The organism is Plantibacter sp. Leaf1 (assembly GCF_001421315.1).
In the GTDB taxonomy this organism is placed as follows: Bacteria; Actinomycetota; Actinomycetes; order Actinomycetales; family Microbacteriaceae; genus Plantibacter.
In genome coordinates this window covers 1,081,780-1,105,744 of record NZ_LMJX01000002.1, presented here as the reverse complement: position 1 = coordinate 1,105,744, position 23,965 = coordinate 1,081,780, and the positions used below count along the sequence as shown (strand labels likewise).

The following is a 23,965-nucleotide window of genomic DNA, read 5'->3' as shown; positions in this document are numbered from 1 at the left end:
GGCGACCTGAGGTGGTCCGCCGCTCCATGCTCTGTGACAATGGGTCCGTGAGCGAAACCACCCTCTCTCCCCGGCTGCGCTGGATCAGCGTCGTCTCCATCTGGGCGCTCGCGCTCGTCGGTGTCGTCGTGTCCGGCCTGCTCTGGAGCCCGGGGGAGACCTACTACGGGCTGTCCGCGACGCTCGGTCTCTGCACCCTCGCCGCGTTCTCGGCTCAGTTGCTGACCCGCCAGAAGATCGGGTTCGTCGACCGCATGTCGACGAGCGTGACCGGCTCGGTGCTGATCCTCGCGCTCGGAGGCGCCGTGTATGGCCTCATCGCACTGGCTGCGGGGTAGACTTTCCCCATGCTGCTCGCTCTCGAAATCTTCTTCATCGGCTTGCTCGTCCTCGCCAGCCTCGCCATCGCGTTCACCGCGGTCGTGGTGCTGAAGAACCTGTACCGCGGACAGCGCTAGTCGGGCTCCTCGATGATCGAGATCCCGAGCGGCCTGCCGAGCGAACTGGTGCCGCTGTCCTGGCTGATCGGTGTCTGGGAGGGCACCGGGGTCATCGACTACAAGATCGGTGACGAGACCATCACCCGCGAGTTCGGTCAGCGCGTCAGTTTCAGCCACGACGGCCTGCCCTACCTGAACTACAACTCGTACACCTGGCTCCTCCCGGAGCAGCCTGCGGCCGATGCCGAGGGTGGTTCGACGACGGACGCCGACAGCCTCTCCGACGACGACGCCGGGCCGGAGGCGACGGAAGCTCCGCTCGATCCGCTGGCCGCGCCTGAACCGCTCGTCACCGAGACCGGCTACTGGCGTCTGGAACGACCCCTCATCGAAGGCGATCCGGGCCCGGGCATGCTCCCCGGCCAGGGGCCGAGGCCGTTCGGCACAGCCCAGTCGGTGGAGGCACTGCGTACCTCGACCGGCGCCTTCCCGCTGCAGGTGTCGATCGTCCACCCGAACGGCGTGAGCGAGCTCTACCTGGGGCAGATCGACGGCCCGCGCATCGACCTCGCGACCGACGCCGTGGTGCGCACTGCGGGTGCCAAGGAGTACGCCGCAGCCACGCGCCTGTACGGGCTCGTCGAGAACCACCTGCTGTGGGCGTGGGACATCGCCGCGCTCGGCCAGGATCTCCGCACGCACGCCTCGGCGCGCCTGGCCAAAGCCGACTGACGTGTCGACATCCATCGGATCGGCCGTTCCGAGCGCGGTTCCCGGCTCACCCTTCCTCACCCTCCCCGGCGCCGTCGAACAGGCGGACGCGTTCGACCACGGCGTCCCCTCGCACTACGGCAGCCCGAACATCGAGCAGCGACTGATCTCCCGTGGCACGGCGATCGTCGACCTCTCCAACCGTGGCGTCGTGACGATCACGGGGCCGGACCGATTGAGTTGGCTGCACTCCATCACGAGCCAGGACCTCCGCTCCCTGCCGGCCGGCACCTCCACCGAGACGCTCTTCCTCGACCAGAGCGGGCGGATCGAGCACGCGGCCAAGCTGCTCGACGACGGAACGACCACCTGGATCATCACCGAGGCTGACGATGCGGCTCCACTCCACGCCTGGCTGGACCGCATGCGGTTCATGTTGCGCGTCGAGGTGGCCATCGCGACGGAGCAGTACGCGGTGATCGGCGCAGCGGCGGGGCTCGCCATCGACGCCGCAGCCCCCAACGGGCTGCCGCTCGTCTGGCACGACCCGTGGTCGGAGGTCGCCGTCGGCGGTCACCAGTACGCGACGGGCGAGCACCCGGGTGCCACCTGGACGTGGACCGAGACCATCGTCGAGCGCGCCACCCTCGACGCGCTCGCGCAGCAGGTCCGTGCGGGCGCGTTCTCCGCCGCAGGTTCCCTGGCCGCCGAGGCGCTGCGGATCGCCGCCTGGCGTCCACGGCTGCAGGCCGAGGTCGACGAGCGGAGCATCCCGCACGAGCTCGATTGGCTCCGCTCCGCCGTGCACCTGAACAAAGGGTGCTACCGGGGACAGGAGACGGTCGCGAAGGTGCACAACCTCGGGCACCCGCCACGCCGGCTCGTCATGCTCCTTCTCGACGGCTCCGACGCGGTCCTCCCGAGTGCCGGGTCGGACGTCGTACTCGTCACCGGTGGCGACGAGCCGGTCCGCAAGACCGTCGGGAGCATCACCTCGAGCGCGATCCACCACGAGCTCGGCCCGGTCGCTCTGGCGGTCGTCAAACGCTCCACGGATCCGGCCGCCGTGCTGACGGTCGAAGCCGAGGGTGTCGACGTCGCGGCGTCGCAGGAGATCGTGGTCCCGGCAGATGCCGGCGCGACGGCGAACGTCCCCCGACTCCCGCGACTCGGCGCCGTCCGGCGCTGACCGGAGTGGTGAGGCAGAACGCGTCCGAGGAGCAACCGGGTCGCGACCGTTGGACGGCGGCGCTCCTGCGGCGCATCGCCCTCGGTGACGCCTGGCACCGCCTGGTCGCCTCCGTTCCGGCGGTGCTGCAGGTCAGCCTCACCGCGATCGCCGCCTATGCCTTCTCCCACTACGTGCTCGGGCACGCCGTCCCACTCCTCGCCTTGACCGTGACGATCTCGAGTCTCGGGTTCGTTCGCGACGCCCGCCCGATCCGGGTCCTCGAGACGGCCGTGGGGATGAGCGTCGGGATCGCGCTGGCCGAGATCCTGCTCCTCGGCTTCGGCCAGGGCACGTGGCAACTCGCGGTCGCGCTCGTGCTCACGCTGCTCGTCGCCCGGTTCCTGTCGCCGGCGGCATCGTTCGCGATCGCGGCGGCGGTGCAGTCCGTCCTCGTCATGCTCCTGCCCGTCCCCGACGGCGGACCGTTCGTCCGGACGCTCGACGGATTGATCGGCGGGGTCTTCGCCCTCCTCGCGACGGCACTCATCCCGCGCGACCCGCGCCGGAGCGCTCGCCGGGACGGCCAGCGGCTCATCGACGAACACGTCCGGACGCTGGCATCCCTCGTGGCGGCCCTCCGTCTCGGCGATCTGGAGCAGGCGGACCGTGCGCTCGCCCGGGCGAGGGCCACCCAGCCGGCACTGGACGCGTGGCGCGGCACCCTCGACTCGGGGCTCGCCATCGCGCGCATCTCCCCGTTCCTCAGGAAGGCCGTCTTCGACCTCGAGCGACAGCGGACCATGCTCGACGGCATGGACCTCGCGACCCGCAACCTCCGGGTGATCGCCCGGCGCATCGACTACGTGTCTCGCGATGCCACGAGCCGGCCCGAGCTCGCGGACCTGCTCGCTCGCACCTCCGTCGCGCTCGGCATCCTGTCGCAGTCGATCGGGGACATCGCGCAGCAGCCGGTCGCGAGGCAGTCTCTCCTCGAGATCGCCAAGCACCTCGACCCGGTCGCCGTGTTGCCGGAGGCCTCGGTGTCGGAGCAGGCGCTCGTCCTCGTCCTCCGTCCGTACCTCGTCGATCTGCTCACGGCGACCGGATTGCCGACGGCGGACGCCCAGGCGGCGCTTCCCCCGGTCTGATCCGCGACGCGAGACGCTGCTCAGGCGACCGGCGTCGGGGCGGGGGCGACGGCCGACCACGGCAGCGTCAGCTCACCGAGACGCCAGCGGGAGCGCCCCGCCGTCACGGGCCACCCGGTGTCGACGAGCGTGCCGACGGTCGCCAACCAGCGCTGCACGGGACCGTAGACCGCCAGGGGTGCGTGCACGCGCCAGGCACGGTCGAGGTCCGTCATGAGTGCGTGGATCCGTTCCCCGGGGACGTTGCGGTGGATCAGCGCCTTCGGCAGCCGTTCCGCCACGATGGACGGGAGCTCCAAGTCGGCCAGCCGCAGACTGATCGAGAACGACTCCGGGTGACCCTGGTCGTCGACGGCGACCCAGCTGGACACGCGTCCGATCTCGTCGCACGTCCCCTCGACGAGTGTCCCGCCCGGCTGGAGTCGCTTCGCCATCAGGTGCCAGGCGTCCGCCACCTCCGACTCGTCGTACTGGCGGAGCACGTTGAACGCGCGGATGACGACCGGGCGGTCCTCACCGGTCGGGACCTCGAAGCCGCCGAGCGCGAAGGACACCCGAGCGGCGGGGGAGAAGCGGGTCGCACCGTCGCGGACCAGTCGCAGTTGCGCATCGGCGGTGCGGACGCGGCCCGGCTCGATCTCGAGACCGATGACCCGCAGCTCGGGTCGGACGGCGAGGAGCCGTTCGTGCAACTCCAGGGTCGTGATCCCGCTCGCGCCGTAGCCGAGGTCCACCACCAGGGGGTTCGTCGTCCGTCTGAGCGCGGGGAGGGTCGAGATCCAGCGGTCCACCCGACGGAGTCGGTTCGTGTTCGTCGTCCCGCGAGTGATCGATCCGACGGGCATGGGCCTATTCTCCCTCACCGACGAGACCTCCGGGTCCACCTCGCGGCCACGCGCCGTCGGTATGCTGGAGGCATGCCTGAGACTTACACCCTCGTCCTGCTGCGCCACGGCAACAGCGACTGGAATCAGAAGAACCTGTTCACCGGTTGGGTCGACGTCCGACTCAGCGAACTCGGTGTCACCGAGGCCAAGCGCGCGGGTGAGCTGCTCGCCGACTCCGGCATCACCCCCGACGTGCTCTACACCTCGGTCCTCTCCCGCGCGATCCAGACGGCCAACCTGGCCCTCGAGACCGCCGACCGCATGTGGATCCCGGTGAAGCGCAGCTGGCGTCTCAACGAACGTCACTACGGCGCACTGCAGGGCAAGGACAAGGCGCAGACGCTCGCCGAGTACGGTCCGGAGCAGTTCCAGACCTGGCGTCGGTCCTTCGACGTCCCGCCGCCGCCGATCGCGGACGACGACCAGTGGTCGCAGGCGGACGACCCGCGGTACGTCGGCATCGACGGCGAGCTGCCGCGCACCGAATGCCTGAAGGACGTCATCGACCGCATGCTGCCGTACTGGGAGTCCGACATCACGGTCGACCTCGCCGCCGGCAAGACGGTGCTCGTCACGGCGCACGGGAACTCGCTCCGCGCCCTCGTCAAGCACCTCGACGACATCTCGGACGACGAGATCGCGGAGCTGAACATCCCGACCGGCATCCCGCTCGTCTATGAGCTCGACGCGGACTTCCGTCCGATCGCACCGGCCCGCTACCTCGACCCGGAGGCCGCCGCCGCCGGTGCCGCGGCCGTCGCAGCGCAGGGCAAGAAGTAGCGGAAACCCCACCAAACCAGCGCCCCGGCCACGAGGACGACTCAACCGCATCTGCGGTGAATGCGCCTCTGGCCGGGGTTTTCCCTTGCGCGAAAAAGGGCTTGAACGCGTTCCGAGTTGGGCGTACAGTGACTGCACTGTAACCCGATTGGGGGGATACGCATGGAGCAGTCGACCGACGGCACCCGTTTCCCCCTGTGGCGCGCCCTCGCCCTCGGCGGGTTCGCCGCTGCGGCGTTCACGGCCATCGCCCTCTTCGGGACTCCGTCGTCCGCACACGCCGACGACGGTGCGGACCCGTCACTCCTCGGAGCGGTCACCGAGGTCGTGGACTCGCTCGATCGACCGATCGACGCCGTCGCAGCGGTGGTCGACGTCGTGGACACCACTGTCGTCGAGCCCGTGGTGGACGTCGTCGACGACACGGTGGCGGCTGTCCCGGTCGCGAACACGGTGGTCGAGGAGACCGTTGGCCCGGAGCCGGTGGCGACGATCGTCGAACCGGTCGTGCAGACGGTCGAGGACACCGTCGATGGACTCGGCGACGTGGTCGCGGCCGTCCCGGTCCCCAGTGTTCCCGTCGTCGTTCCGACCGTTCCTGTCCCGTCGAGCCCGGCCCCGGTGGGGCCCGCGCCCGAGCAGGCCGGCGACACGCCGACCGCTCCAGCGCCGACGAGCGCTCCGGCTCCGGTGTTCGGGCCGCCATCCGCACCGCTCGGAGACCTCGCGTCCTCGGACGCCGGTACGGATCGCGAGCGTGCCTCCGTCCACCCGTCGGCCGACGCCGTCGCGCCGAGCACCACCACGCTTCCTGCGACACCCGGCGGTCTGCCGGCGCTGCCGGCCGCTGACGATCACTGGGCGGTCTCGCCGAGCGGGTCCAGCTCGTCCGGCTCGGGCGCGGCGGCCAACGGCCCGGTGAGCGGCGAGCAGTCCGCCGAGGTCGCGATCCCCGCACCCGGTGTCGATCGACGCGCCATCGCTCGAGACGACGATCTACCAGCCTCTCCCACCTTCCCTGCAGACACTGCTCCTGACTGACGACGGACGACTCCGCCCTGTTCGGCGGAGGCCCACCCATCGGGTGGTTCGACAGTCCGAAGTCTCCCGACACCGGGAGCACACCAGTCATTCTGCAAGGAGCAGGAATCATGAATTCGTATGTCAAGAAAGGCCTCTACTGCGGCCTGTTCGTCGCGGGACTCACGTTCCTCGGAGCCACGGCGGCCAACGCCGACACCTCGGGTGAGGACAGCATCCTCGGCGGGAACCTCGTCGACGTGGTCCTCGAAGCGCCGGTCGAGATCGTCGACACCGCGGTGAGTGTCATCGGCGACTCGTCGGCGACCAGCGTGCCGGAGCCCGCGCCAGCGGCACCGGCACCTGAACCGGCACCTGACCCGGCACCGGCACCTGAGCCGGCACCGGTTCCCGCCCCGGAGCCGGAAGCCACCAGCACCAGTGGTGACGACAGTATCGCCGGCGGCAACCAGGTCCAGCTGCCCGTCACCATCCCGGTGACGGTCGAGGACAACGCCATCTCGATCATCGGCGACGCCGAGCAGTCGAGTGGTGCGGCTGCGCCGGCCGGGGAGTCGACCACGGCTCCCACGGGTGGTCAGGCCACGACCGGTGACGACAGTGTCGCCGGTGGGAACCAGGTCCAGCTGCCCGTCACCATCCCGGTGACGGTCGGTGGGAACGCCATCTCGGTGATCGGCGACTCGAGCAGTGAGCAGGCGGGTCAGCCTGCGGCTGCTCCCGGTGGAGCGGTCGCTCCGGCGGGGTCGTCGACGACGACCGGTGACGACAGTGTCGCCGGTGGGAACCAGGTGTCGCCCGTGGTGACCGTACCGGTGACGGTCGGTGGGAACGCCATCTCGGTGATCGGCGACTCGAGCAGTGAGCAGGCGGGTCAGCCTGCGGCTGCGCCCGGTGGAGCGGTTGCTCCGGCGGGGTCGTCGACGACGACCGGTGACGACAGTGTCGCCGGTGGGAACCAGATCATCGGAGACGTCGAGCTCCCCGTCTCGCTGGTCGACAATGCCGTCAGCGTGATCGGTGACGCCGAGTCGACGGGCGGAGCGACCACGACCCCGGCCACGTCGGGGAACGGGACGTCCACGACGGTCGGCGACGGCAGCGTCGCCGGTGGGAACCAGGTGATCCTGGATCTGGGCCTGCCCGTCACGGTGGGCGGCAACGCCATCGCGGTGATCGGTGACAGCGAGACCGGTGGCCCCGGGGTCACCGACCCGACCGACCCAACGGACCCGACGGACCCGACGGACCCGACCGACCCGACCGACCCGACGGACCCGACGGACCCCACCATCCCGGTGGTCCCCGGTACGCCGAGCAGCCCGACGACCGTCGTCGTCAGTGCCGCCACGCCGTCGCAGTCCGGCTCGGGTGTGACGGCTTCGGCGCCGCGCTCGACTGAGCCGGCCCTGGCCGACACCGGAAGCGCTGCGGCCGGACTCCTGCCGCTCGCCGGACTGGCGACCGTCCTGGGTCTGCTGCTCCTGGCCGGTGGCGCGATCGTCCGTCGCCGTCAGATCGGCTAGTCCCGCGACAACGGACGAGCGGTGCCGACCCGGATCCGGGTCGACACCGCTCGTCGGGGTGTCCGGTGGACGTCGCTCAGTGGTGGACCGGCGTCGTGGTCTCGGGGATCCAGTCGCCGGTGGCCAGGTACTGCACCTTCTTGGCGATGGACACTGCGTGGTCGGCGAAGCGCTCGTGGTACCGCGAAGCGAGGGTGGCGTCGACGGTCGCGACCGGCTCACCCTTCCACGTGTCGCCGAGCACCTTCTCGAAGACGCTCGCGTGGAGTTCGTCCACGTCGTCGTCGTCGTTCCGGATCTCGTCCGCGATGCGGGGGTCCTGCGTGCGGAGCAGTTCGGTGAGCTTGCGCGCGATGGACACGTCGAGGCGGCCCATCTCGGCGAACGTCGTGCGCAGCCCCTTCGGGACGGCCTTGTCGGGGAAGCGGTAGCGCGACAGCTGGGCGATGTGCTCGGCCATGTCGCCCATCCGCTCGAGCGAGGCGCTGATCCGCAGGGCACTGACGACGATGCGCAGGTCGCGGGCCACCGGCTGCTGGCGGGCGAGGATGTCGATCGCGAGTTCGTCGAGTTCGATGGCGAGCTGGTCGATGCGGTTGTCGTTGGCGATGACCTCTTCGGCCACGGCGACGTCCGAGTTGCCGAAGGACTGCGTCGCCTTCTCGATGGAGATCGTGACGAGCTCGGCGATCTCGACCAGGCGATCCTGGACCTCTCGCAGTGACTGCTGGAATACCTCGCGCATGGCTCTGGGTGCCGTCCTTCCGTGACCTGGCGGTGGGCAGGCAGATGCCCGCTCCGCCGATGATGCCGAACCAAGGTTAACAGTTGGGGCCCCGCGCGTGAACAGTCGTCGAAGTGGCGGGGTATTCGCGAGTTCGGCCTCCAGCGGACTGAGTAACGTAGTACCCATGGACACCATGTGGTTGGTGCTGATCGCGTTGGCACTCGGCCTCATCGTCGGGGGCGGTTTCGTCGCCCTCATCACCCTCGCCCTCCGCCGTGGCGAGCGCGCTGCGACGGTCGTGAACCCGGTCGTGCCGGATGGGGTCGACCAGGTGCTCGAGGCCCTCGACAGCGCCGGCATCGTCGTCGACCCGTCGAACAACGTGCTCAAGGCGTCGCCCGGAGCCTTCGCGCTCGGCCTGGTCCGCGACCGCGTGCTCGACAATCAGGAACTCATCGACCTCGCGCTCGAGGTCCGCCGCACCGGCGACGCCGTGACGAGCGACCTGGAACTGGCCCTCGGCCGGTTCGGTGAGGCGACGAGACACCTCCGGGTGCGCGCTGCGCCGCTCGGCTCCCGCTTCATCCTGCTGCTCGCCGAAGACCACACCGAGGCGCGCCGCCTGGACGAGGTCCGTCGGGACTTCATCGCGAACATCAGCCACGAGCTGAAGACGCCGATCGGTGCCATCGGCCTCCTCTCCGAGGCACTCGACACCGCGGCCGACGACCCGGAACGGGTCAAGCGGTTCGCCAGCCGACTCGCGACCGAGTCCCATCGACTCACGCGGATGACGGCGGAGATCATCGACCTGTCCCGGCTGCAGGCGGCCGACGCGCTCCATCAGCCGGAGCTCGTGCGGCTCGACCGCGTGATCGCCGCCGCGGTCGACCAGAACCGCGTCCCGGCGGACGCCACCGGCGTCGGCCTGTCGGTCCGCGGGGGCAAGAACCTCGAGGTCTACGGCGACGAGGCGATGCTCGTCGTCGCCGTGCACAACCTCATCTCGAACGCGATCCACTACTCGCCGACCGGCGCCCAGGTGGGGGTCGGGGTCCGCGCGGTCGACGACGTCGTCGAGATCGCCGTCACCGATCAGGGGGTCGGGATCGCCGAGGAGGACCGCGACCGCGTGTTCGAACGGTTCTTCCGCGTCGACCAGGCTCGGTCCCGGCACACCGGCGGCACCGGCCTCGGGCTGAGTATCGTCAAGCACACCGTCCACAACCATGGCGGGGAGGTCAAGGTCTGGTCGCAACTCGGCCGCGGTTCGACTTTCACCATCCGCCTGCCCAGAGCAACGACCCCGCCGGAGGATCTCTCCACCGGCACGGCAAGGAGTACCCTGTGACCCGCATCCTGCTCGTCGAAGACGAAGCATCGTTGAGTGAGCCGTTGAGCTATCTGCTCGAGCGGGAGGGCTACGAGGTCGAGGTGGCCGAGGACGGTCCGTCGGCGGTCCAGTCGTTCACCGCTCGCGGCGCCGATCTCGTACTGCTCGACCTCATGCTGCCCGGCATTCCGGGCACGGAGGTCTGCCGGCAGATCCGCGCGGTGTCGAGCACGCCGATCATCATGCTGACCGCGAAAGACTCCGAGGTCGACATCGTCGTGGGTCTCGAACTGGGAGCCGACGACTACGTCACGAAGCCGTACTCCACCCGCGAGCTGCTCGCACGGATCCGTGCGGTCCTGCGCCGCCGTGTCGATGCGGACCAGGCCCAGGAGGAGGTGCTGCTCGAGGCCGGCACGGTCCGGATGGACACCGAGCGCCATGTCGTCGAGGTCAACGGTGCACCGATCCCCATGCCACTCAAGGAGTACGAGCTGCTCGAGCTGCTGCTGCGGAACGCCGGGCGCGTGCTCACCCGCGGACAGCTGATCGACCGCGTGTGGGGGAGTGACTACTACGGCGACACCAAGACGCTCGACGTCCACATCAAGCGCATCCGTTCGCGCATCGAGGCGAACCCGTCGGAGCCGGTGATGCTCGTCACCGTCCGCGGACTCGGCTACCGGTTCGAGGCCTGACCGCGTCGTCCGGCAACACCGACGAACGCCCCGCCTCTCAGGAGAGGCGGGGCGTTCGGTCGTACCAGCGGTGATCGTCGCTCGACTATTCGGTCGGCTCCGTCGTGGGCGTCGCGAGCGGGGTCGGGATGTCGGTCGGCTCCACCGTCGGCTCCTCGGTCGGCTGCGGCGTGGGGACGAGCGTCGAATACTCGAGCAGCTCGCCGGTGAGGACCGGGACGCTCGCGGTGGCGCCGGTCTCCTCGCCGTACTGGAAGAAGACGTCGAGGATCGCGCCCGGCTGCACACCGAGCGACTCGATGCGCAGGGGGTCGTTCGCCCCGGTGCCGTCGAAGCTCGTGAGACCGGGTTCGGCGAGGACCTGGAACTGCTCGTCGATGCCCTCGACCTCGACGAGCACGGTGTGTGCGCGGTCGTCGCGGTTCGCGACGCTGAACACCAGGTTGCCGGTCTCGCCGTCGTCGGAGATGACGATCGCGTTGCGGACCGCGACCGAGCCGACGGTGACACCGACGCCGTCCGAGGCGTCGTACTGCTTCAGGGTCGCCTGCGGGGCGATCAGGTTGCACCCGCTCATGCCGAGTGCGACAGCACCGGCGACGACGATGGAAGCGATGAGACGCGCCTTCACAGAACCCTCCAAGATGTGGTGGCCCCGGGCGCAGACGAGTGACAGGTGTCCCGGGATCCGGGTTCGAGTCTAGCCCACCCTCGCACAGGGACGCGGTCGGTGCGGAGTACCGATCTAGGCGCTGTCTGTCGGTGCTGCCGCGGGCACCGTACCCGGCTCTGACCAGGGGTCCTATGGTATTCTGGGAGACGCCGAAGGGACCGACACCCATGATCTTCGAAGTTGGCGAGACCGTCGTCTACCCGCACCACGGTGCCGCGACCATCACCGAGGTGAAGACCCGCGTCGTCAAGGGCGAGGAGAAGCTCTACCTGAAGCTCCGTGTGACCCAGGGAGACCTCGTCATCGAGGTCCCGGCCGAGAACGTCGACCTGGTCGGGGTACGCGACGTCATCGGCCAGGAGGGTGTGGACCGCGTGTTCGACGTGCTCCGCGCGCCGTTCACCGAGGAGCCGACGAACTGGTCCCGTCGATACAAGGCGAACCTCGAGAAGCTCGCGTCGGGAGACGTCATCAAGGTGTCCGAGGTCGTCCGCGACCTCTGGCGTCGCGACCAGGACCGCGGTCTCTCCGCGGGCGAGAAGCGGATGCTCGCGAAGGCGCGGCAGATCCTCGTCTCCGAGCTGGCGCTCGCGGAGCAGACGGACGAGGAACAGGCGTCCTCCGTCCTCGACGAGGTCCTCGCGTCCTGAGCCGGCCCGCTGCTCGCGGATCGCACGGGAGAAGTAGGCTCGGCACATGGCTGCGATCTACGAACCGAGTGCCGCTGCGGAGACCTCTCTGGACGGTCCCGCCGTCGGGGTGATCGTCGTCGCCGCCGGGAGCGGGACGCGTCTCGGTGCCGGGATCCCCAAGGCGTTCGTGTCCCTCGCGGGCAGCACCGTGCTCGAGCACGCGCTCGCACCGGTCTTCCGGCTCCGCGAGCCTGTGCAGCTCGTCCTCGTCGTGCCGGCCGACCGCGTGGGCGAGGCCGAGACGATCGGGCGGAGGGCGGCCGGGCGTGCCTCCGACCACCTCAGGGTGGTCGTCGGCGGTGGCACGCGACAGGAATCGGTGCTCAACGGGCTCGCCGCGCTGTGGCCCGGGGTCCGCACCGTGCTCGTCCACGACGCGGCCCGTGCGCTCACGCCGACGGCACAGTTCGAGCGGGTGATCGAGGCCGCGGCGCGCACCGGCTGGGGTGTCGTGCCCGCGCTCCCGGTGACCGACACGATCAAACAGGTGGACGCGAGCGCCGTCGTCGAGCGGACGATCGACCGTGCCGAGCTGCGGGCCGTCCAGACGCCGCAGGCGTTCCCGAGGGACGCCCTGGTCGCGGCGTTCCGCGTCGCCGCGGAACGGCTCGCCGCCGCGACGGATGACGCGGCCCTCTACGCTGACGCCGGCCATCCGGTCGTGACGGTGGAGGGCTCGGAGGCCGCGTTCAAGATCACGACGCCGTGGGACGCTCAGCGCGCGGAACGGCTCCTGACCGAACCGGCTGCGGCCGATGCCCTCGCCGACCGCGCCGACACCGGTTTGCCGTCGTCGTCACCGTCGTCGTCGCCGGCGCCGCAGCCCGGCCGGATCCGGACCGGCATCGGTATCGACGTCCACGCCTTCGCTGAGGCGGGCGAGCTGCACCTCGCCGGCCTCTCATGGCCGGGGGAGCGGGCGCTCGCCGGTCACAGCGACGGTGACGCGGTCGCCCACGCGATCGTCGACGCGCTCCTGTCCGCGGCGGGGCTCGGCGACATCGGTTCGATGTTCGGCACCGACGATCCGCGCTTCGCCGGAGCTCGAGGCTCGGTCTTCCTGGAGACGGCGGTCGAGCGACTGCGCGCCGCCGGGTACGAGGTCGTGAACGTCGCGGTGCAGCTCGTCGGGAACCGCCCTCGCTTCGCGCCCCGTCGCCTCGAGGCGGAGTCGGTGCTGGGTGCGCTCGTCGGCGGACCCGTCAGCATCGCGGCGACGACGACGGACTCGCTCGGCTTCACGGGTCGTGGCGAGGGTGTCACCGCCGTGGCGACGGCGTTGATCGAGCGCCGCTGACCACCGGTGACCGATCGCGGCCGCCGCGTCAATCGGAGGTCGTCTGGCCGACGAGTTCGACGGGCAGCCCGAGGAACCGTCCGTAGGCCGTCACCGCGCGGCGGAAGCCGGCTTCGACGCGTCGGCCGAGCGGGGTGAACGGCTCCGGCGTGATCGTCACGGTCTTCGGCCCGATCCGTCGTCGCCACGTGCCGACGATCCGACCGTCGACGGTGATCATCGGGAGGAAGATCCCGTTCGCCCCGGGGACGACGCGCTCCGCGTGCTCGGCGGGGAGCGACAGTCCACGATCCCGGTAGCCGAGGAGCAGCTCGTCGAATCCGGGCAGGGCCAGGACCGACGGCGCCCCGGTGGGGTGCGGGGCCGACGCGGTCTCGACGGCCGACCAACGCAGCACACCCTCCTGCTCGCGCTCCTCGACCCGGTCGCCCGCGATCTCCAGCCCGCGGTTGACCTGGGCGACCGTGAGCTTCGACCACCAGGTGAGGTCGGCGACGGTCGCCGGTCCATGGCCAGCGAGGTACCGGACGACGAACTCGCCGAGGGCCTCGTCGGGTTCGAGTACCCGCGGTGAGCGGATCCACTCCTCGGAGAGGACGAGTGACTGCTGCTTGCCCGCCGGCGGTCCCCAACAGACGACGCCACGCATGGCGAGCTCCATGAGCAGGTGGGAGCCGCGCTGCCCCGTGACCGGGATGCCCGCGGCCGTGTGGGCGGCCAGCAGCTCGTCTCGACCGGCTCGGCGGCCACCGCCGAGCATCGCCTCGGTGAGGTCGCGGGATCGCGAGAACGTCTCGGCGTCGAGTTCCAGTTGGCGGTGGCGCGCGGCGATCGTCGAACGGACCCGGGGGACGCCCAGGCCGAGGATCCAGCCGAGGTCTTCGGCGCTGACGAGGTGGAGCGTGCCCCGCATGGGCCAGGACCGGACCACCGACCCGTCTTCGAGGGCGCTCAGCACCTCGGCGAGGGTCGAACCGGGCGAGCGGACGCCGATCGCCCACAGTCCGGAGGCCAGGTCCTGCGCCTGGACGGCGAGCAGTCGGGACACGACCGCGGCCGGAGACCGCCGCGGCCCTCCCTGGAGGAGCTGCGCGCCGAGGCGCGCCTCGAGAACGCGCGGCTCGTTCGGCCCAGTGGTCATGCGACCATCATGCCGCGACGGCGGCGGCTAGTCTGGTCTCGTGGCCCTCCGACTCTACGATTCGAAAACGCAGTCCCTCCGGGACTTCGTGCCGCTCCGCGAAGCCGAGGCGGGGCTGTACGTCTGCGGACCCACGGTGCAGTCCTCGCCGCACATCGGCCACCTGCGCAGCGCGCTCGTCTACGACCAGCTCCGACGCTGGCTGACCGCCTCGGGGCTGCGTGTCACGCTCGTCCGCAACGTCACCGACATCGACGACAAGATCCTGGCGAACGCCGCCGCAGGTTCCGAGGGCGGCTTCGCCCTGCCCGGGGAGGAATGGTGGGCGCTCGCCTACCGGTACGAACTGGAGTTCACCGCGGCCTACCGCGCGCTCGGCATCCTGCCGCCAAGCTACGAGCCGCGCGCCACCGCGAGCATCCCGGAGATGCAGGAGCTCATCGAGCGACTCGTCGACGCCGGGCACGCGTACCCCGCGCCGGACGAGTCCGGAGACGTCTACTTCGACACCGCATCGTGGAGCCGGTACGGCGAGCTGACGCGTCAGAGCGCCGAGCACATGGAGGCCGCGACCGACGCGGATCCCCGCGGGAAGCGCGATCCGCGCGACTTCGCGCTGTGGAAGGGCACGAAGCCCGGCGAGCCGCGCTCGGCGAGCTGGATGTCACCCTGGGGTGAAGGCCGACCCGGCTGGCACATCGAGTGCTCGGCGATGTCGACGAAGTACCTCGGCGAGGAGTTCGACATCCACGGCGGCGGACTCGACCTGCGCTTCCCCCATCACGAGAACGAGCTCGCCCAGTCGAGTGCGGCCGGCGACCCGTTCGCGCGGTACTGGTTGCACAACGGCCTGGTCGCGGTGTCCGGCGGACAGAAGATGTCCAAGTCGCTCGGCAACTCCGTCTACGCGGCCGACCTCCTCGCCGAGGCGAGGCCTCTGGTCGTGCGGTACTACCTGGGTGCTGCGCAGTACCGCTCCACCCTCGAATTCCACGACGGCGCACTCGCCGAAGCGGAGGCGGCGCTCGGTCGTATCGAGGGCTTCCTGGACCGGTCTCGTCGCGCAGGCCTCCTCGACGAGGCGGACCGCGCACCCGATCGCGCAACGCTCCCGGCCGCGTTCGTCGAGGCGATGGACGACGACCTCAACATCCCTCGTGCCCTGGCGGCTCTGCACGAAGCCGTCCGCGTGGGCAACGCCGCCCTCGACCGCGGCGACGATCACGACGTCGCCCGGGAGAGCAGTGTCGCGGTGCTCGACATGACCCGCGTCCTCGGTATCGACCCGACCGACCCGTCGTGGTCGTCGGGCACCGACCCCATCACTCACCGATCCCTGTCCGCACTCGTCGAGCGTCTGCTCGTCGATCGCGCTGACGCCAGGGTCGCCAAGGACTTCGCAGCGGCCGACCGGATCCGCGACGAACTCACCGCGGCCGGGATCACCATCGAAGACACCCCGTCCGGAGCACATTGGAGTATCAGTGGCAAGTAAGCCTTCCCGCCCGACCGGGCCGAAGAAAGCGAAGAAGGGTCCCACCAAGGGCACTGGTGGCCTCGGCCGCAAGGCGCTCGAAGGTCGTGGGCCGACCCCCAAGGCCGAGGACCGCGCCTGGCACCCCGCCGGCAAGCGGAAGGCCGCGCAGGAGCGCTACGCGGCCTCCGGCGGCACCGGCAAGCCCAAGCAGCCGGCCGGCCAGAACGGGCGACCGTCGACGAACGGCCGCACCAAGCAGAAGTCGAGCGACGAGTCCGAGGTCGTGACGGGCCGCAACTCCGTCCTCGAGGCCCTGCGCGCGAAGATCCCGGCCACCACGCTGTACGTCGCGACGCGCATCGAGATGGACGACCGGGTGAAGGAGGCGCTCAGTCTCGCCACCCGCCGCGGCATCCCCGTCCTCGAGGTGATGCGGCCGGAACTCGACCGCATGGCCGGGTTCGACGGCGTCCACCAGGGGCTCGCGATCAAGGTGCCCCCGTACGAGTACGCGCACCCCATGGAGCTGCTCGACCAGGTCATCGCACGGGGCGAGAACCCGCTGTTCATCGCCCTCGACGGCATCACCGACCCGCGCAACCTGGGTGCGATCATCCGCTCGACGGCCGCGTTCGGCGGGCACGGCGTCATCCTCCCGCAGCGTCGGAGCGTCGGGCTCACTGCTTCGGCGTGGAAGACCTCGGCGGGTGCGGCAGCACGCACGCCCGTCGCGATGGCAGCCAACCTCACGCAGACGCTCAAGGCGTTCAAGGAGCGCGGCGTCTTCGTGATCGGCCTCGACGGCGACGGCGACGTGTCGCTCCCCGGCCTGGAACTCGCCGACCAGCCGATCCTGGTGGTCGTCGGCAGCGAGGGCAAGGGGCTCTCTCGCCTCGTCACCGAGACGTGCGACGCGGTGGTCTCGATTCCGATCTCCGCTGCGACGGAGTCGCTGAACGCGGGCATCGCGGCGAGCGTGACGCTCTACGAGATCGCGCGTCGACGGAGCGCCGAGTAGGCAGTACCTCGACGCTGCAACGCGTCGACCGAAGGCCCTGGGAACGGATCACCGTCCCAGGGCCTTCGATCGTCGGGGCCAGCGGCGTCGGTCAGACGAGGTCGCGCCAGTCGACCGGGCCGGTCATGGCGGCGGGGATGCTGATCGCCTCGGTGGGCGGCACGATCATCGTCGCCTCGTCGCGACGGTGTCGCAGGACGGTGTTCACGTAGGATCCGACCGCCTCGGCCAGCGGGATGTCGCGGCCTTCGTTCTGCGCGAGGAACCACCGGTGCTCGAGGAGCTGGTGGAAGATCTCCGCCGGCTCGAGCTTGCCGCGGAGCTCGCGGGGGATCGCCTTCACGACGGGCTCGAACACGCGGATCAACCACTCGTGTGCGGCCATCTCCTCGTCGAAGCCGTCCTTCCCGAACGACGCCGAGTACGCGTCGAGGTCGTTGAGCAGACGCCTGGCCTGGTTCTCCCCGGCGTCGAGGCCCGTGAGTCGCAGGAGCCGACGCTGGTGGTGTCCGGCGTCGACGACCTTCGGCTGGATGCGGACGGTGGAGCCCTCGTCGGTCGTCTTGATCGCGAGTTCCTCGATGTCGAAGCCCAGCTCGTTCAGGCGGTGCACGCGTTCCGTGATGCGCCAGCGCTCGGAGGCGTCGAAGGACTCGGACCCCGTGAGCTCCTTCCAGAGCGAACGGTAGGCCGCGACGATGCCGTTGCTCACGGTCACGGGGTCGAGCTCGACGTCGGCCCGCCCGCCGGCCTCGAGGTCGAGCAGTTCACCGGCGATGTTCACCCGCGCGATCTCGAGGTCGTTCTCACGTTGTCCGTTCGACAGGCCTCCCTCGTAGAGCTTGCCGGTCTCGGCGTCGACGAGGTAGGCGGCGAAGGCTCCCGCATCGCGTCGGAAGAGCGTGTTCGACAGCGAGACGTCGCCCCAGAAGAACCCGACGATGTGCAGGCGGACGAGCAGGACGGCGAGGGCGTCGACCAGGCGGGTCGCGGTGTCCGGACGCAGCGTCCCCTGGAAGAGCGCGCGGTAGGGGAGGGAGAACTTCAGGTGCCGGGTGACGAGCACGCTCGGGAGTTCCCGGCCCTTCCGGTCGGAGCGGTTGGTGATGACCGCCAGCGGGTCGACGCAGGGGATGTCGAGGCGCTGCAGGGTGCGCAGCATGTCGTACTCACCCTTCGCCATCTCGGCGGTGGTCTCCTTGACGGCGATCACGTACCCCGAGAGGTTCGCGAACCGCACCAGGTGGCGGGAGATGCCCTTCGGCAGCGACGCGATGGCCTCGTTCGGCCAGTTCTCGAGCGGAAGCTCCCAGGGCAGGTCGAGCAGCGCCGGGTCGACGGTGGCTGCGGTGATGTTCAATGCGCCGGACATGGTGCGATGCGCTCCTCGGGAGGGATCGAGCTGACGTGGGACAGACGAAAACGACGATGGTCGAGCGATCGGAGACCGACCGCTCGACCATCGTCGGCGGAACTACTAGATCGAGGAGGACACGACCGGCTTGTTGCCGAGGCGCTCGCCCGAAGCCGAGTCGAACGCGTGCACGTGGTGCGGCGTCGGCGCGAGGAACACGGTGTCGCCGATGTGGGCGTGGTTGCGGCCGTCGACGCGAGCGACGATGTCGGTGCGCTTGCCGGAGACCTCGGTGTGGCCGTACAGGTAGCCGTCGGCGCCGAGCTCCTCGACGAGGTCGACGGTCACCTCGATGCCGGAGCCGGAGTTGCTGGAGACGGTGATGTCCTCCGGGCGCACGCCGACCGTGACGTTCTTGGACGGGGCGGCGTCGGTGATCTCGCGCTCCACCGGGATGATGAATCCACCGAGCTTGATACCGCCGTCGGCGATCTCACCCTCGAAGAGGTTCATGGCGGGGCTGCCGATGAAGCCGGCGACGAACACGTTGTTCGGCTTCTCGTACAGGTCGCGAGGCGTGCCGACCTGCTGCAGGATGCCGTCCTTCAGGACCGCGATCCGGTCGCCCATGGTGAGCGCCTCGGTCTGGTCGTGGGTGACGTAGACCGTGGTGACGCCGAGGCGACGCTGAAGCGACGCGATCTGGGTGCGGGTCTGGACGCGGAGCTTGGCGTCGAGGTTCGACAGCGGCTCGTCCATGAGGAAGACCTGCGGCTGGCGGACGATGGCGCGACCCATCGCGACACGCTGACGCTGACCACCGGAGAGCGCCTTCGGCTTGCGGGTCAGGTAGTCCTCGAGGTCGAGGAGCTTCGCGGCTTCGAGGACGCGGGTGGCGCGCTCCTCCTTGCCGACGCCGGCGATCTTGAGCGCGAAGCCCATGTTCTCGGCGACGGTCATGTGCGGGTACAGCGCGTAGTTCTGGAACACCATCGCGATGTCGCGGTCCTTCGGCGGCACGTCGGTGACGTCGCGGTCGCCGATGAAGATGTGGCCGTCGTTGACCTCTTCGAGGCCGGCGAGCATGCGGAGCGAGGTGGACTTGCCACAGCCGGACGGGCCGACGAGGACGAGGAATTCGCCGTCGGCGACCTCGAGGTTCAGCTTGTCGACCGCGGGGCGGGTGCCGCCCGGGTAGAAACGGGTTGCATTGTCGAACGTCACAGACGCCATGGTTGTTCTCCTTCACCGGCAGGTACGTGCCGGACGATCCGTTGTGAATGGACGCGAGCCCGCCGACGATGGCCGACTCGCCGTTCCAGTATGCCATGGGCCCCTGGGAATGGAAGGGTGCCGGGTGGATCGGTCTCTCGGTGGACGCACAGCGTCCTCCCTGCCTGGTTTGGGCCTCTCCCAGGCGGCAGGTCTACGATTGATATGTTTGGCGCTGCTGGGTCTACGTAGCGCAATCCCCCCGAAACGAGGATCAATGTCTGGCGCTGGATCGCAGAACCGACCGACGAAGAACGAACGCCGCGACGCGGCCCGCGAGAAGGCACGCGTGCTGCGCGAGCAGCAGAAGCGGCGCGACCGCCGCAACCGCGTGCTGCTGCAGGGTGGCATCGTGCTCGGTGCGCTCGCGATCGTCGCCGCCGTGGCGATCATCATCGTGACGTCGATCAAGCCCGCCGGCCCCGTCCCGACGGCTGCGCAGAACGACGGGTTCACCGTCGGTGCGGGTCTGCAACTCGTCGGCGCGCCCGCCGACGCGCCGACGCCCACGCCGACCGCCACCGACGCGGCCGAGCCGGCACCGGCCGAGACGCCCGCCGCAACGGAGACCCCGACGGCCGAGGGCGTCGAGATCTCCGTCTACCAGGACTTCCTGTGCCCCTACTGCGGCCAGTTCGAGACCACGAACGCCGAGCAGGTCAAGGGGTGGCTCGAGGCCGGAGCGGCGACATACACGGTGCACCCCCTCGCCACGCTGAGCAACCTGTCGCTCGGGACGCAGTACTCACTGCGTGCCTCGAACGCCGCGGCCTGCGTCGCGCAGTACTCGCCGAACGACTTCTTCTCCTTCAACACCGCGCTGTTCGAGAACCAGCCCAAGGAGAACACCGAGGGCCTGACCGACAAGGAGCTGAAGTCCATCGCGAAGGGCGTCATCTCCGGCGGTGAGAAGAAGATCAACGCCTGCATCGACGACGGCACCTACAAGTCCTGGGTGAAGGACTCGACCGACCGCGCCCGGAGTGGCCCGCTGCCCGGCACCGACGTCGCCAAGGTCGAGGGGACGCCCACCATCCTGGTGAACGGCAAGCAGTACACCGGCTCGCTGACCGACGCCGAGCAGTTCGCCGCGTTCGTGCTCGCCGTGTCCAGCGAGAGCTACTCGACCGACACCCCGTCGCCGAGCCCGAGCGAGTCGCCCGCGACCAACGGCTGATCCGCCGCCATCGTAGGATGGTCCAGACCGGGGTTCGCCCCTGTCGGCCGACGTGGCGCAATTGGTAGCGCAACGCTCTTGTAAAGCGTAGGTTACGGGTTCAAGTCCCGTCGTCGGCTCCAACCCAGAACCGCCCGTCAGCGCTGCTGGCGGGCGGTTCCGTGTGGAAGGAACCGTTCGTGAACCGCATCCCAGCATCGCTCGCACTCCTGATCGCCGTGGTCAGTGGCGCGTTCATCGCCGTCCAGGCCCGCTTGAACGGCGAGCTCGGCGCGCGGCTCGGCGACGGCTTCACCGCCGCCGCGATCTCCTTCGGCGGCGGGCTGATCATTCTGAGCATCGGGCTGGCCGTCTCCCGAACCGGGAGGCGGGGCCTGGCGACCGTCGCGACGGCGGTGCGTCGTCGCGAGATGCCGTGGTGGACGGTCCTCGGCGGGTGCGCAGGCGCCTTCCTCGTGCTGTCGCAGGGGCTCACCGCGGCAGCACTCGGGGTGGCCCTGTTCACCGTGGCGGTCGTCGCCGGCCAGACCGCGAGCGGCCTCGTGCTCGACCGCATCGGCTTCGGCCCGGGAGGCGTCGTCGGGTTCACCGTGCAGCGCGTCCTCGGGGCGGTCGTCGCCCTCGTCGCCGTCGGTGTCGCGGTCTCGGGAGAGCTCGGCGGGAGCATCCCGCTCGGCCTGCTCGTCCTGCCGCTGCTCGCGGGGATCGGGATCGGCTGGCAGCAGGCGGTCAACGGGCGGGTGAAGATGCGTGCGCAGAGCACGCTCGCGGCGACCTTCATCAACTTCATCGTCGGAACCGTCGTGCTCGTGGTGGCCGCGGTGCTCCACGCGCTGTTCGTCGCACCGCCCGGAGCGCTACCGGGGGAGTGGTGGCTCTACCTCGGCGGACCGATCGGCTGCGTCTTCATCGCCGTGGCGGCGTTCCTCGTCCAGCACACGGGGGTGCTCATCCTCGGGCTCGGGACGGTCGCCGGTCAGACGTTGAGCGCGCTCGCCCTGGACGTCTTCCTGCCGACCGACGACAGCGGTGTCCACGTGTCCACCGTCGTCGGCACGCTGCTCGCGTTCGCGGCGGTGGCGATCGCATCGGCTCGGTTCCGCCGTCGACCCGCAGCGCCGGCCGGGTCCTGAACGGAGCGGATCACGGCATCCGGCTGAAGTGCGCCTTCGCGTTGATCGTCTTCCGACGCCCGGTCCGGCCGTTCCCCGGCTTGCCGCCGACGTAGAGCCACCCGAGGAGGTCTTCGCCCTTCTGCAGGCCGTGCGCTTTCCTGACGGCCTTCGCGCGGGTTGCGCCGCCGGTCCGCCAGAACACACCCCATCCGGCGTCGTCGAGCAGCAGGCTGATCATGTGGGCGACGCCGGAGGCCACGGCCTCCTGCTCCCAGGAGGCGACCTTCGACTTCTTCACGCTCACGACGACCGCGAGCAGCAGGGGAGCACGAAGGGGCTTCGTCGACGGCTTGGAATCGCCGTCCGCCTTCGCGAGCGCCCGGCCCAGCTTCACCCGGTCGTCACCCCGGAGGGCGATGACCCGCCACGGGCGCAGGGCTCCATGATCGGCCACACGGCCGGCGGCGCCGATGATCTCCAGCAGCTCCTCGTCGCTCGGAGCGACGTCGGTGACCTTCGACCACGAACGCCGCCCGGCGACGGCGGCCAGGACGGGGCTCTCGGCGGGCTCCGTCACTCCTTCGGCTCAGCGGTGTCGGCTGCTGCGAAGTTGAGCGCGATGGAGTTCATGCAGTAGCGATCCCCGGTCGGCGTACCGAAGCCGTCGTCGAAGACGTGCCCCAGGTGGGATCCGCACGAGGCGCAGCGCACCTCGGTCCGGACCATGCCGAGCGTGCGGTCTTCGATCAACTGCACCGCGTCGGGGTTCACGGACTCGTAGAAGCTCGGCCAGCCGCAGCCGGAGTCGAACTTCGTCCCGCTCTTGAAGAGTTCGGCGTTGCAGGCGGCACAGGTGTACAGGCCGGCGCGCGACTCGTCGAGGAGTTCACCCGTCCAGGCCCGCTCGGTCGCCGCTCCGCGGAGGACCTGGTACTGCTCGGGCGTGAGTTCCTCGCGCCACTGCTCGTCGGTCTTCGACACGTCGTACGTCATGCTGCTCCATTCGTTCTCGGTCATCCTACGCGCGGGGCCGCGTCGTACCTGCGGCCTCCGACTTCCAGCTCAACACTGGGGAGTCGCTGATCCTTCCCGGTGAACGTGCCTCCGCGCCGGACCGGATGCGACTCGGTGACGCTCCGCTGAATAGACTGAGGAATCGTCCGGGCGGAGTCCTCCCGGGCTCGCGGCACGGTACCGATCAGGAGGGGGTCGAGCATGCAGCCTGCATCGCACACGCCCGACGGCGGCGACGCGTCGGTCCCCGCCCCGGGCCTCAGCGAACGCGAACGAGAGATCCTCGAGTTCGAGTCCCACTGGATGCGCCACGTCGGGGCGAAGGAGGCCGCCATCCGCGACCGCTTCGCACTCTCGCCGACCCGCTATTATCAACTGCTCGGCGCGCTCATCGACTCGCCGTCCGCTCTCGCCCACGACCCCATGCTGATCAAGCGGCTGCAGCGCACCCGCGACGCCCGACTCTCGGCACGAGGAGCTTCAGCTCCACGTACCGACGGCTGAGCAGCTCACGGAGAACACACCATGGCTGAATCCTTCCCGCCCGACCGTTTCGACGAGGTCCCGGACCTCAAGCGCGTCGGCGCGCACCGTGCCCCGGCGCCGAAGGGGCGTGGCTGGATCGCCTTCCTGGTCGCCGTCGTGGCGACGTTGGTCCTCGTCGGGATCGGCACCTTCGCCCTGTTCGGGCTGAACGACCGCATCGACTTCTTCGGCGGTGCTGCCAGCCCGAGCGCGACGCCGACGCCCACGCCGACGCCCACGGAGGTGGCGCCCGTGGTCGATCCCGCGGCGAGCATCCTCGTCTTGAACGGGACGCCGACCGAGGGTCTGGCGGCATCGGCGGCGGCCGCGATCGCTGCCGCCGGGTTCACCCAGCAGATCCCGACGAGCGACGCGAGCACGGAGGACGTCACGGCGAGCGGCGTCTACTATCAGGACCCCTCGCAGGAGGGCGTGGCACGCGCCATCGCGAACGCGCTCGGCGGCATCCCGATCCAGATCACGGACCAGTACGCGATCCCCGTCGAGGAGGGCGAGGCTCCCGTCCTCCGCATCGTCGTCGTGGTCGGCGCCGACTACCAGCCGGCCGCCTGAGCGCAGCGTCCCCGCCGGAGCTCGTCGGCTCGTCCGACCGGCCAGTGTTTCCGGGGTGTTTCCTCCATGTTGAGTTGTCGTAATACTCCGCGACGATTGTCGATTTCGGGGTGATCCGGGACAACGCCCCGGATTAGGATCTGGAATTGGCCGCTCATCCCGTCCCGTCTCGACT

General features: G+C 69.9%; 25 protein-coding genes and 1 tRNA gene. 18 read left to right on the top strand and 8 right to left on the bottom strand.

Annotated features, from left to right (window positions below; translation table 11 throughout):
- The first annotated feature begins 47 nt into the window (after positions 1 to 47).
- The 4 genes from ASE44_RS07430 (at position 48) to ASE44_RS07415 (ending at position 3,470) form a co-directional block, all read left to right on the top strand.
- On the top strand, positions 48 to 338 hold the full coding sequence (locus ASE44_RS07430; protein ID WP_157579818.1) for a hypothetical protein: 291 nt from the start codon (positions 48 to 50) through the stop codon (positions 336 to 338).
- Positions 339 to 470: 132 nt separating this feature from the next.
- Entirely contained in the window at positions 471 to 1,172 is a 702-nt protein-coding gene (locus tag ASE44_RS07425) for an FABP family protein (protein ID WP_056778584.1), read from the top strand.
- A gap of 1 nt (position 1,173) precedes the next feature.
- The gene (locus tag ASE44_RS07420) at positions 1,174 to 2,340 is read left to right on the top strand and encodes a folate-binding protein YgfZ (protein WP_235522566.1); all 1,167 of its coding nucleotides are present in this window, start codon (positions 1,174 to 1,176) and stop codon (positions 2,338 to 2,340) included.
- A gap of 8 nt (positions 2,341 to 2,348) precedes the next feature.
- Positions 2,349 to 3,470, top strand: a complete 1,122-nt coding sequence (locus ASE44_RS07415) for an aromatic acid exporter family protein (protein WP_056778581.1) — start codon at positions 2,349 to 2,351, stop codon at positions 3,468 to 3,470.
- Positions 3,471 to 3,490: 20 nt separating this feature from the next.
- Here ASE44_RS07415 and ASE44_RS07410 read toward each other — a convergent pair whose 3' ends face one another.
- A complete protein-coding gene (locus tag ASE44_RS07410; protein ID WP_056007784.1) occupies positions 3,491 to 4,315 on the bottom strand; it encodes a class I SAM-dependent methyltransferase in 825 nt (274 codons plus the stop codon).
- Positions 4,316 to 4,387: 72 nt separating this feature from the next.
- Here ASE44_RS07410 and ASE44_RS07405 point away from each other — a divergent pair, with 72 nt between their 5' ends.
- The 3 genes from ASE44_RS07405 (at position 4,388) to ASE44_RS07395 (ending at position 7,704) form a co-directional block, all read left to right on the top strand.
- Positions 4,388 to 5,137, top strand: coding sequence for a phosphoglyceromutase (locus tag ASE44_RS07405; protein ID WP_056007781.1), 750 nt, complete (start codon positions 4,388 to 4,390; stop codon positions 5,135 to 5,137).
- A 162-nt stretch (positions 5,138 to 5,299) separates the two neighbouring features.
- Positions 5,300 to 6,178: a hypothetical protein gene (locus tag ASE44_RS07400; protein WP_056778578.1), complete on the top strand. Its 879-nt coding sequence runs from the start codon at positions 5,300 to 5,302 to the stop codon at positions 6,176 to 6,178.
- A gap of 110 nt (positions 6,179 to 6,288) precedes the next feature.
- Entirely contained in the window at positions 6,289 to 7,704 is a 1,416-nt protein-coding gene (locus ASE44_RS07395; protein ID WP_056778575.1) for a chaplin family protein, read from the top strand.
- 76 nt (positions 7,705 to 7,780) lie between these two features.
- Here the strand turns inward: ASE44_RS07395 and phoU are convergent, their stop codons facing one another.
- Positions 7,781 to 8,449: a phosphate signaling complex protein PhoU gene (phoU, locus tag ASE44_RS07390; protein WP_056007773.1), complete on the bottom strand. Its 669-nt coding sequence runs from the start codon at positions 8,447 to 8,449 to the stop codon at positions 7,781 to 7,783.
- Between the two features lie 166 nt (positions 8,450 to 8,615).
- On the opposite strand from phoU, the gene ASE44_RS07385 reads away from it, so the two are divergent.
- Both ASE44_RS07385 and ASE44_RS07380 read left to right on the top strand, forming a co-directional pair.
- Positions 8,616 to 9,782, top strand: a complete 1,167-nt coding sequence (locus tag ASE44_RS07385) for a cell wall metabolism sensor histidine kinase WalK (protein WP_056007771.1) — start codon at positions 8,616 to 8,618, stop codon at positions 9,780 to 9,782.
- Positions 9,779 to 10,462 carry a response regulator transcription factor gene (locus ASE44_RS07380; RefSeq protein WP_056007768.1) on the top strand — a complete coding sequence of 228 codons (684 nt, stop codon included), beginning with the start codon at positions 9,779 to 9,781 and terminating at the stop codon, positions 10,460 to 10,462. Before ASE44_RS07385 ends, ASE44_RS07380 begins: the two co-directional genes overlap by 4 nt.
- 85 nt (positions 10,463 to 10,547) lie before the next feature.
- Here the strand turns inward: ASE44_RS07380 and ASE44_RS07375 are convergent, their stop codons facing one another.
- Complete coding sequence (locus ASE44_RS07375) at positions 10,548 to 11,093, bottom strand: hypothetical protein (RefSeq protein ID WP_056007765.1); 546 nt, start codon at positions 11,091 to 11,093, stop codon at positions 10,548 to 10,550.
- A 209-nt stretch (positions 11,094 to 11,302) separates the two neighbouring features.
- Here ASE44_RS07375 and ASE44_RS07370 point away from each other — a divergent pair, with 209 nt between their 5' ends.
- Complete coding sequence (locus ASE44_RS07370) at positions 11,303 to 11,785, top strand: CarD family transcriptional regulator (RefSeq protein WP_056007762.1); 483 nt, start codon at positions 11,303 to 11,305, stop codon at positions 11,783 to 11,785.
- A gap of 46 nt (positions 11,786 to 11,831) precedes the next feature.
- Positions 11,832 to 13,124 carry a bifunctional 2-C-methyl-D-erythritol 4-phosphate cytidylyltransferase/2-C-methyl-D-erythritol 2,4-cyclodiphosphate synthase gene (locus ASE44_RS07365; RefSeq protein ID WP_056778572.1) on the top strand — a complete coding sequence of 431 codons (1,293 nt, stop codon included), beginning with the start codon at positions 11,832 to 11,834 and terminating at the stop codon, positions 13,122 to 13,124.
- A 28-nt stretch (positions 13,125 to 13,152) separates the two neighbouring features.
- On the opposite strand, the gene ASE44_RS07360 is transcribed toward ASE44_RS07365, so the two are convergent.
- Positions 13,153 to 14,265 (bottom strand): winged helix DNA-binding domain-containing protein, encoded by a 1,113-nt coding sequence (locus ASE44_RS07360; protein WP_056778568.1) that lies wholly within the window; start codon positions 14,263 to 14,265, stop codon positions 13,153 to 13,155.
- 40 nt (positions 14,266 to 14,305) lie between these two features.
- Between ASE44_RS07360 and cysS the strand changes: the two genes are divergently transcribed.
- Both cysS and rlmB read left to right on the top strand, forming a co-directional pair.
- Positions 14,306 to 15,760 carry a cysteine--tRNA ligase gene (cysS, locus tag ASE44_RS07355; RefSeq protein WP_056007753.1) on the top strand — a complete coding sequence of 485 codons (1,455 nt, stop codon included), beginning with the start codon at positions 14,306 to 14,308 and terminating at the stop codon, positions 15,758 to 15,760.
- Positions 15,750 to 16,760 carry a 23S rRNA (guanosine(2251)-2'-O)-methyltransferase RlmB gene (gene rlmB / locus ASE44_RS07350; protein ID WP_056007749.1) on the top strand — a complete coding sequence of 337 codons (1,011 nt, stop codon included), beginning with the start codon at positions 15,750 to 15,752 and terminating at the stop codon, positions 16,758 to 16,760. Before cysS ends, rlmB begins: the two co-directional genes overlap by 11 nt.
- A 91-nt stretch (positions 16,761 to 16,851) precedes the next feature.
- Here the strand turns inward: rlmB and ASE44_RS07345 are convergent, their stop codons facing one another.
- Positions 16,852 to 18,132, bottom strand: a complete 1,281-nt coding sequence (locus ASE44_RS07345) for a DUF4032 domain-containing protein (RefSeq protein ID WP_056007745.1) — start codon at positions 18,130 to 18,132, stop codon at positions 16,852 to 16,854.
- 105 nt (positions 18,133 to 18,237) lie between these two features.
- Positions 18,238 to 19,347 carry an ABC transporter ATP-binding protein gene (locus ASE44_RS07340; protein WP_056007742.1) on the bottom strand — a complete coding sequence of 370 codons (1,110 nt, stop codon included), beginning with the start codon at positions 19,345 to 19,347 and terminating at the stop codon, positions 18,238 to 18,240.
- 256 nt (positions 19,348 to 19,603) lie between these two features.
- Here ASE44_RS07340 and ASE44_RS07335 point away from each other — a divergent pair, with 256 nt between their 5' ends.
- The 3 genes from ASE44_RS07335 (at position 19,604) to ASE44_RS07325 (ending at position 21,696) form a co-directional block, all read left to right on the top strand.
- Positions 19,604 to 20,563 (top strand): thioredoxin domain-containing protein, encoded by a 960-nt coding sequence (locus tag ASE44_RS07335; RefSeq protein ID WP_056778565.1) that lies wholly within the window; start codon positions 19,604 to 19,606, stop codon positions 20,561 to 20,563.
- Positions 20,564 to 20,609: 46 nt separating this feature from the next.
- A tRNA-Thr gene (locus ASE44_RS07330) sits at positions 20,610 to 20,685 on the top strand.
- A gap of 57 nt (positions 20,686 to 20,742) precedes the next feature.
- A complete protein-coding gene (locus ASE44_RS07325; RefSeq protein ID WP_056914196.1) occupies positions 20,743 to 21,696 on the top strand; it encodes a DMT family transporter in 954 nt (317 codons plus the stop codon).
- Positions 21,697 to 21,706: 10 nt separating this feature from the next.
- Here the strand turns inward: ASE44_RS07325 and ASE44_RS07320 are convergent, their stop codons facing one another.
- Together ASE44_RS07320 and msrB are read right to left on the bottom strand one after the other, a co-directional pair.
- A complete protein-coding gene (locus tag ASE44_RS07320; RefSeq protein ID WP_056007736.1) occupies positions 21,707 to 22,255 on the bottom strand; it encodes a nitroreductase family protein in 549 nt (182 codons plus the stop codon).
- Entirely contained in the window at positions 22,252 to 22,671 is a 420-nt protein-coding gene (gene msrB, locus ASE44_RS07315; RefSeq protein ID WP_056011427.1) for a peptide-methionine (R)-S-oxide reductase MsrB, read from the bottom strand. The genes ASE44_RS07320 and msrB overlap by 4 nt, the downstream gene beginning before the upstream one ends.
- Positions 22,672 to 22,893: 222 nt before the next feature.
- On the opposite strand from msrB, the gene ASE44_RS07310 reads away from it, so the two are divergent.
- Both ASE44_RS07310 and ASE44_RS07305 read left to right on the top strand, forming a co-directional pair.
- A complete protein-coding gene (locus ASE44_RS07310) occupies positions 22,894 to 23,196 on the top strand; it encodes a DUF3263 domain-containing protein (protein ID WP_056007733.1) in 303 nt (100 codons plus the stop codon).
- 21 nt (positions 23,197 to 23,217) lie between these two features.
- The gene (locus ASE44_RS07305) at positions 23,218 to 23,790 is read left to right on the top strand and encodes a LytR C-terminal domain-containing protein (protein ID WP_056778562.1); all 573 of its coding nucleotides are present in this window, start codon (positions 23,218 to 23,220) and stop codon (positions 23,788 to 23,790) included.
- The last annotated feature ends 175 nt before the right edge of the window (positions 23,791 to 23,965 follow it).

What these genes read in the sequence shown, in the direction of transcription:
- ASE44_RS07425 (WP_056778584.1), top strand. Translation starts at nt 471, where the DNA reads ATGATCGAGATCCCGAGCGGCCTGCCGAGCGAACTGGTGCCGCTGTCC.
- ASE44_RS07410 (WP_056007784.1), bottom strand. Translation starts at nt 4,315, where the DNA reads ATGCCCGTCGGATCGATCACTCGCGGGACGACGAACACGAACCGACTC.
- ASE44_RS07405 (WP_056007781.1), top strand. Translation starts at nt 4,388, where the DNA reads ATGCCTGAGACTTACACCCTCGTCCTGCTGCGCCACGGCAACAGCGAC.
- ASE44_RS07400 (WP_056778578.1), top strand. Translation starts at nt 5,300, where the DNA reads ATGGAGCAGTCGACCGACGGCACCCGTTTCCCCCTGTGGCGCGCCCTC.
- ASE44_RS07395 (WP_056778575.1), top strand. Translation starts at nt 6,289, where the DNA reads ATGAATTCGTATGTCAAGAAAGGCCTCTACTGCGGCCTGTTCGTCGCG.
- phoU (WP_056007773.1), bottom strand. Translation starts at nt 8,449, where the DNA reads ATGCGCGAGGTATTCCAGCAGTCACTGCGAGAGGTCCAGGATCGCCTG.
- ASE44_RS07385 (WP_056007771.1), top strand. Translation starts at nt 8,616, where the DNA reads ATGGACACCATGTGGTTGGTGCTGATCGCGTTGGCACTCGGCCTCATC.
- ASE44_RS07370 (WP_056007762.1), top strand. Translation starts at nt 11,303, where the DNA reads ATGATCTTCGAAGTTGGCGAGACCGTCGTCTACCCGCACCACGGTGCC.
- ASE44_RS07365 (WP_056778572.1), top strand. Translation starts at nt 11,832, where the DNA reads ATGGCTGCGATCTACGAACCGAGTGCCGCTGCGGAGACCTCTCTGGAC.
- ASE44_RS07360 (WP_056778568.1), bottom strand. Translation starts at nt 14,265, where the DNA reads ATGACCACTGGGCCGAACGAGCCGCGCGTTCTCGAGGCGCGCCTCGGC.
- ASE44_RS07345 (WP_056007745.1), bottom strand. Translation starts at nt 18,132, where the DNA reads ATGTCCGGCGCATTGAACATCACCGCAGCCACCGTCGACCCGGCGCTG.
- ASE44_RS07340 (WP_056007742.1), bottom strand. Translation starts at nt 19,347, where the DNA reads ATGGCGTCTGTGACGTTCGACAATGCAACCCGTTTCTACCCGGGCGGC.
- ASE44_RS07335 (WP_056778565.1), top strand. Translation starts at nt 19,604, where the DNA reads ATGTCTGGCGCTGGATCGCAGAACCGACCGACGAAGAACGAACGCCGC.
- msrB (WP_056011427.1), bottom strand. Translation starts at nt 22,671, where the DNA reads ATGACGTACGACGTGTCGAAGACCGACGAGCAGTGGCGCGAGGAACTC.
- ASE44_RS07310 (WP_056007733.1), top strand. Translation starts at nt 22,894, where the DNA reads ATGCAGCCTGCATCGCACACGCCCGACGGCGGCGACGCGTCGGTCCCC.
- ASE44_RS07305 (WP_056778562.1), top strand. Translation starts at nt 23,218, where the DNA reads ATGGCTGAATCCTTCCCGCCCGACCGTTTCGACGAGGTCCCGGACCTC.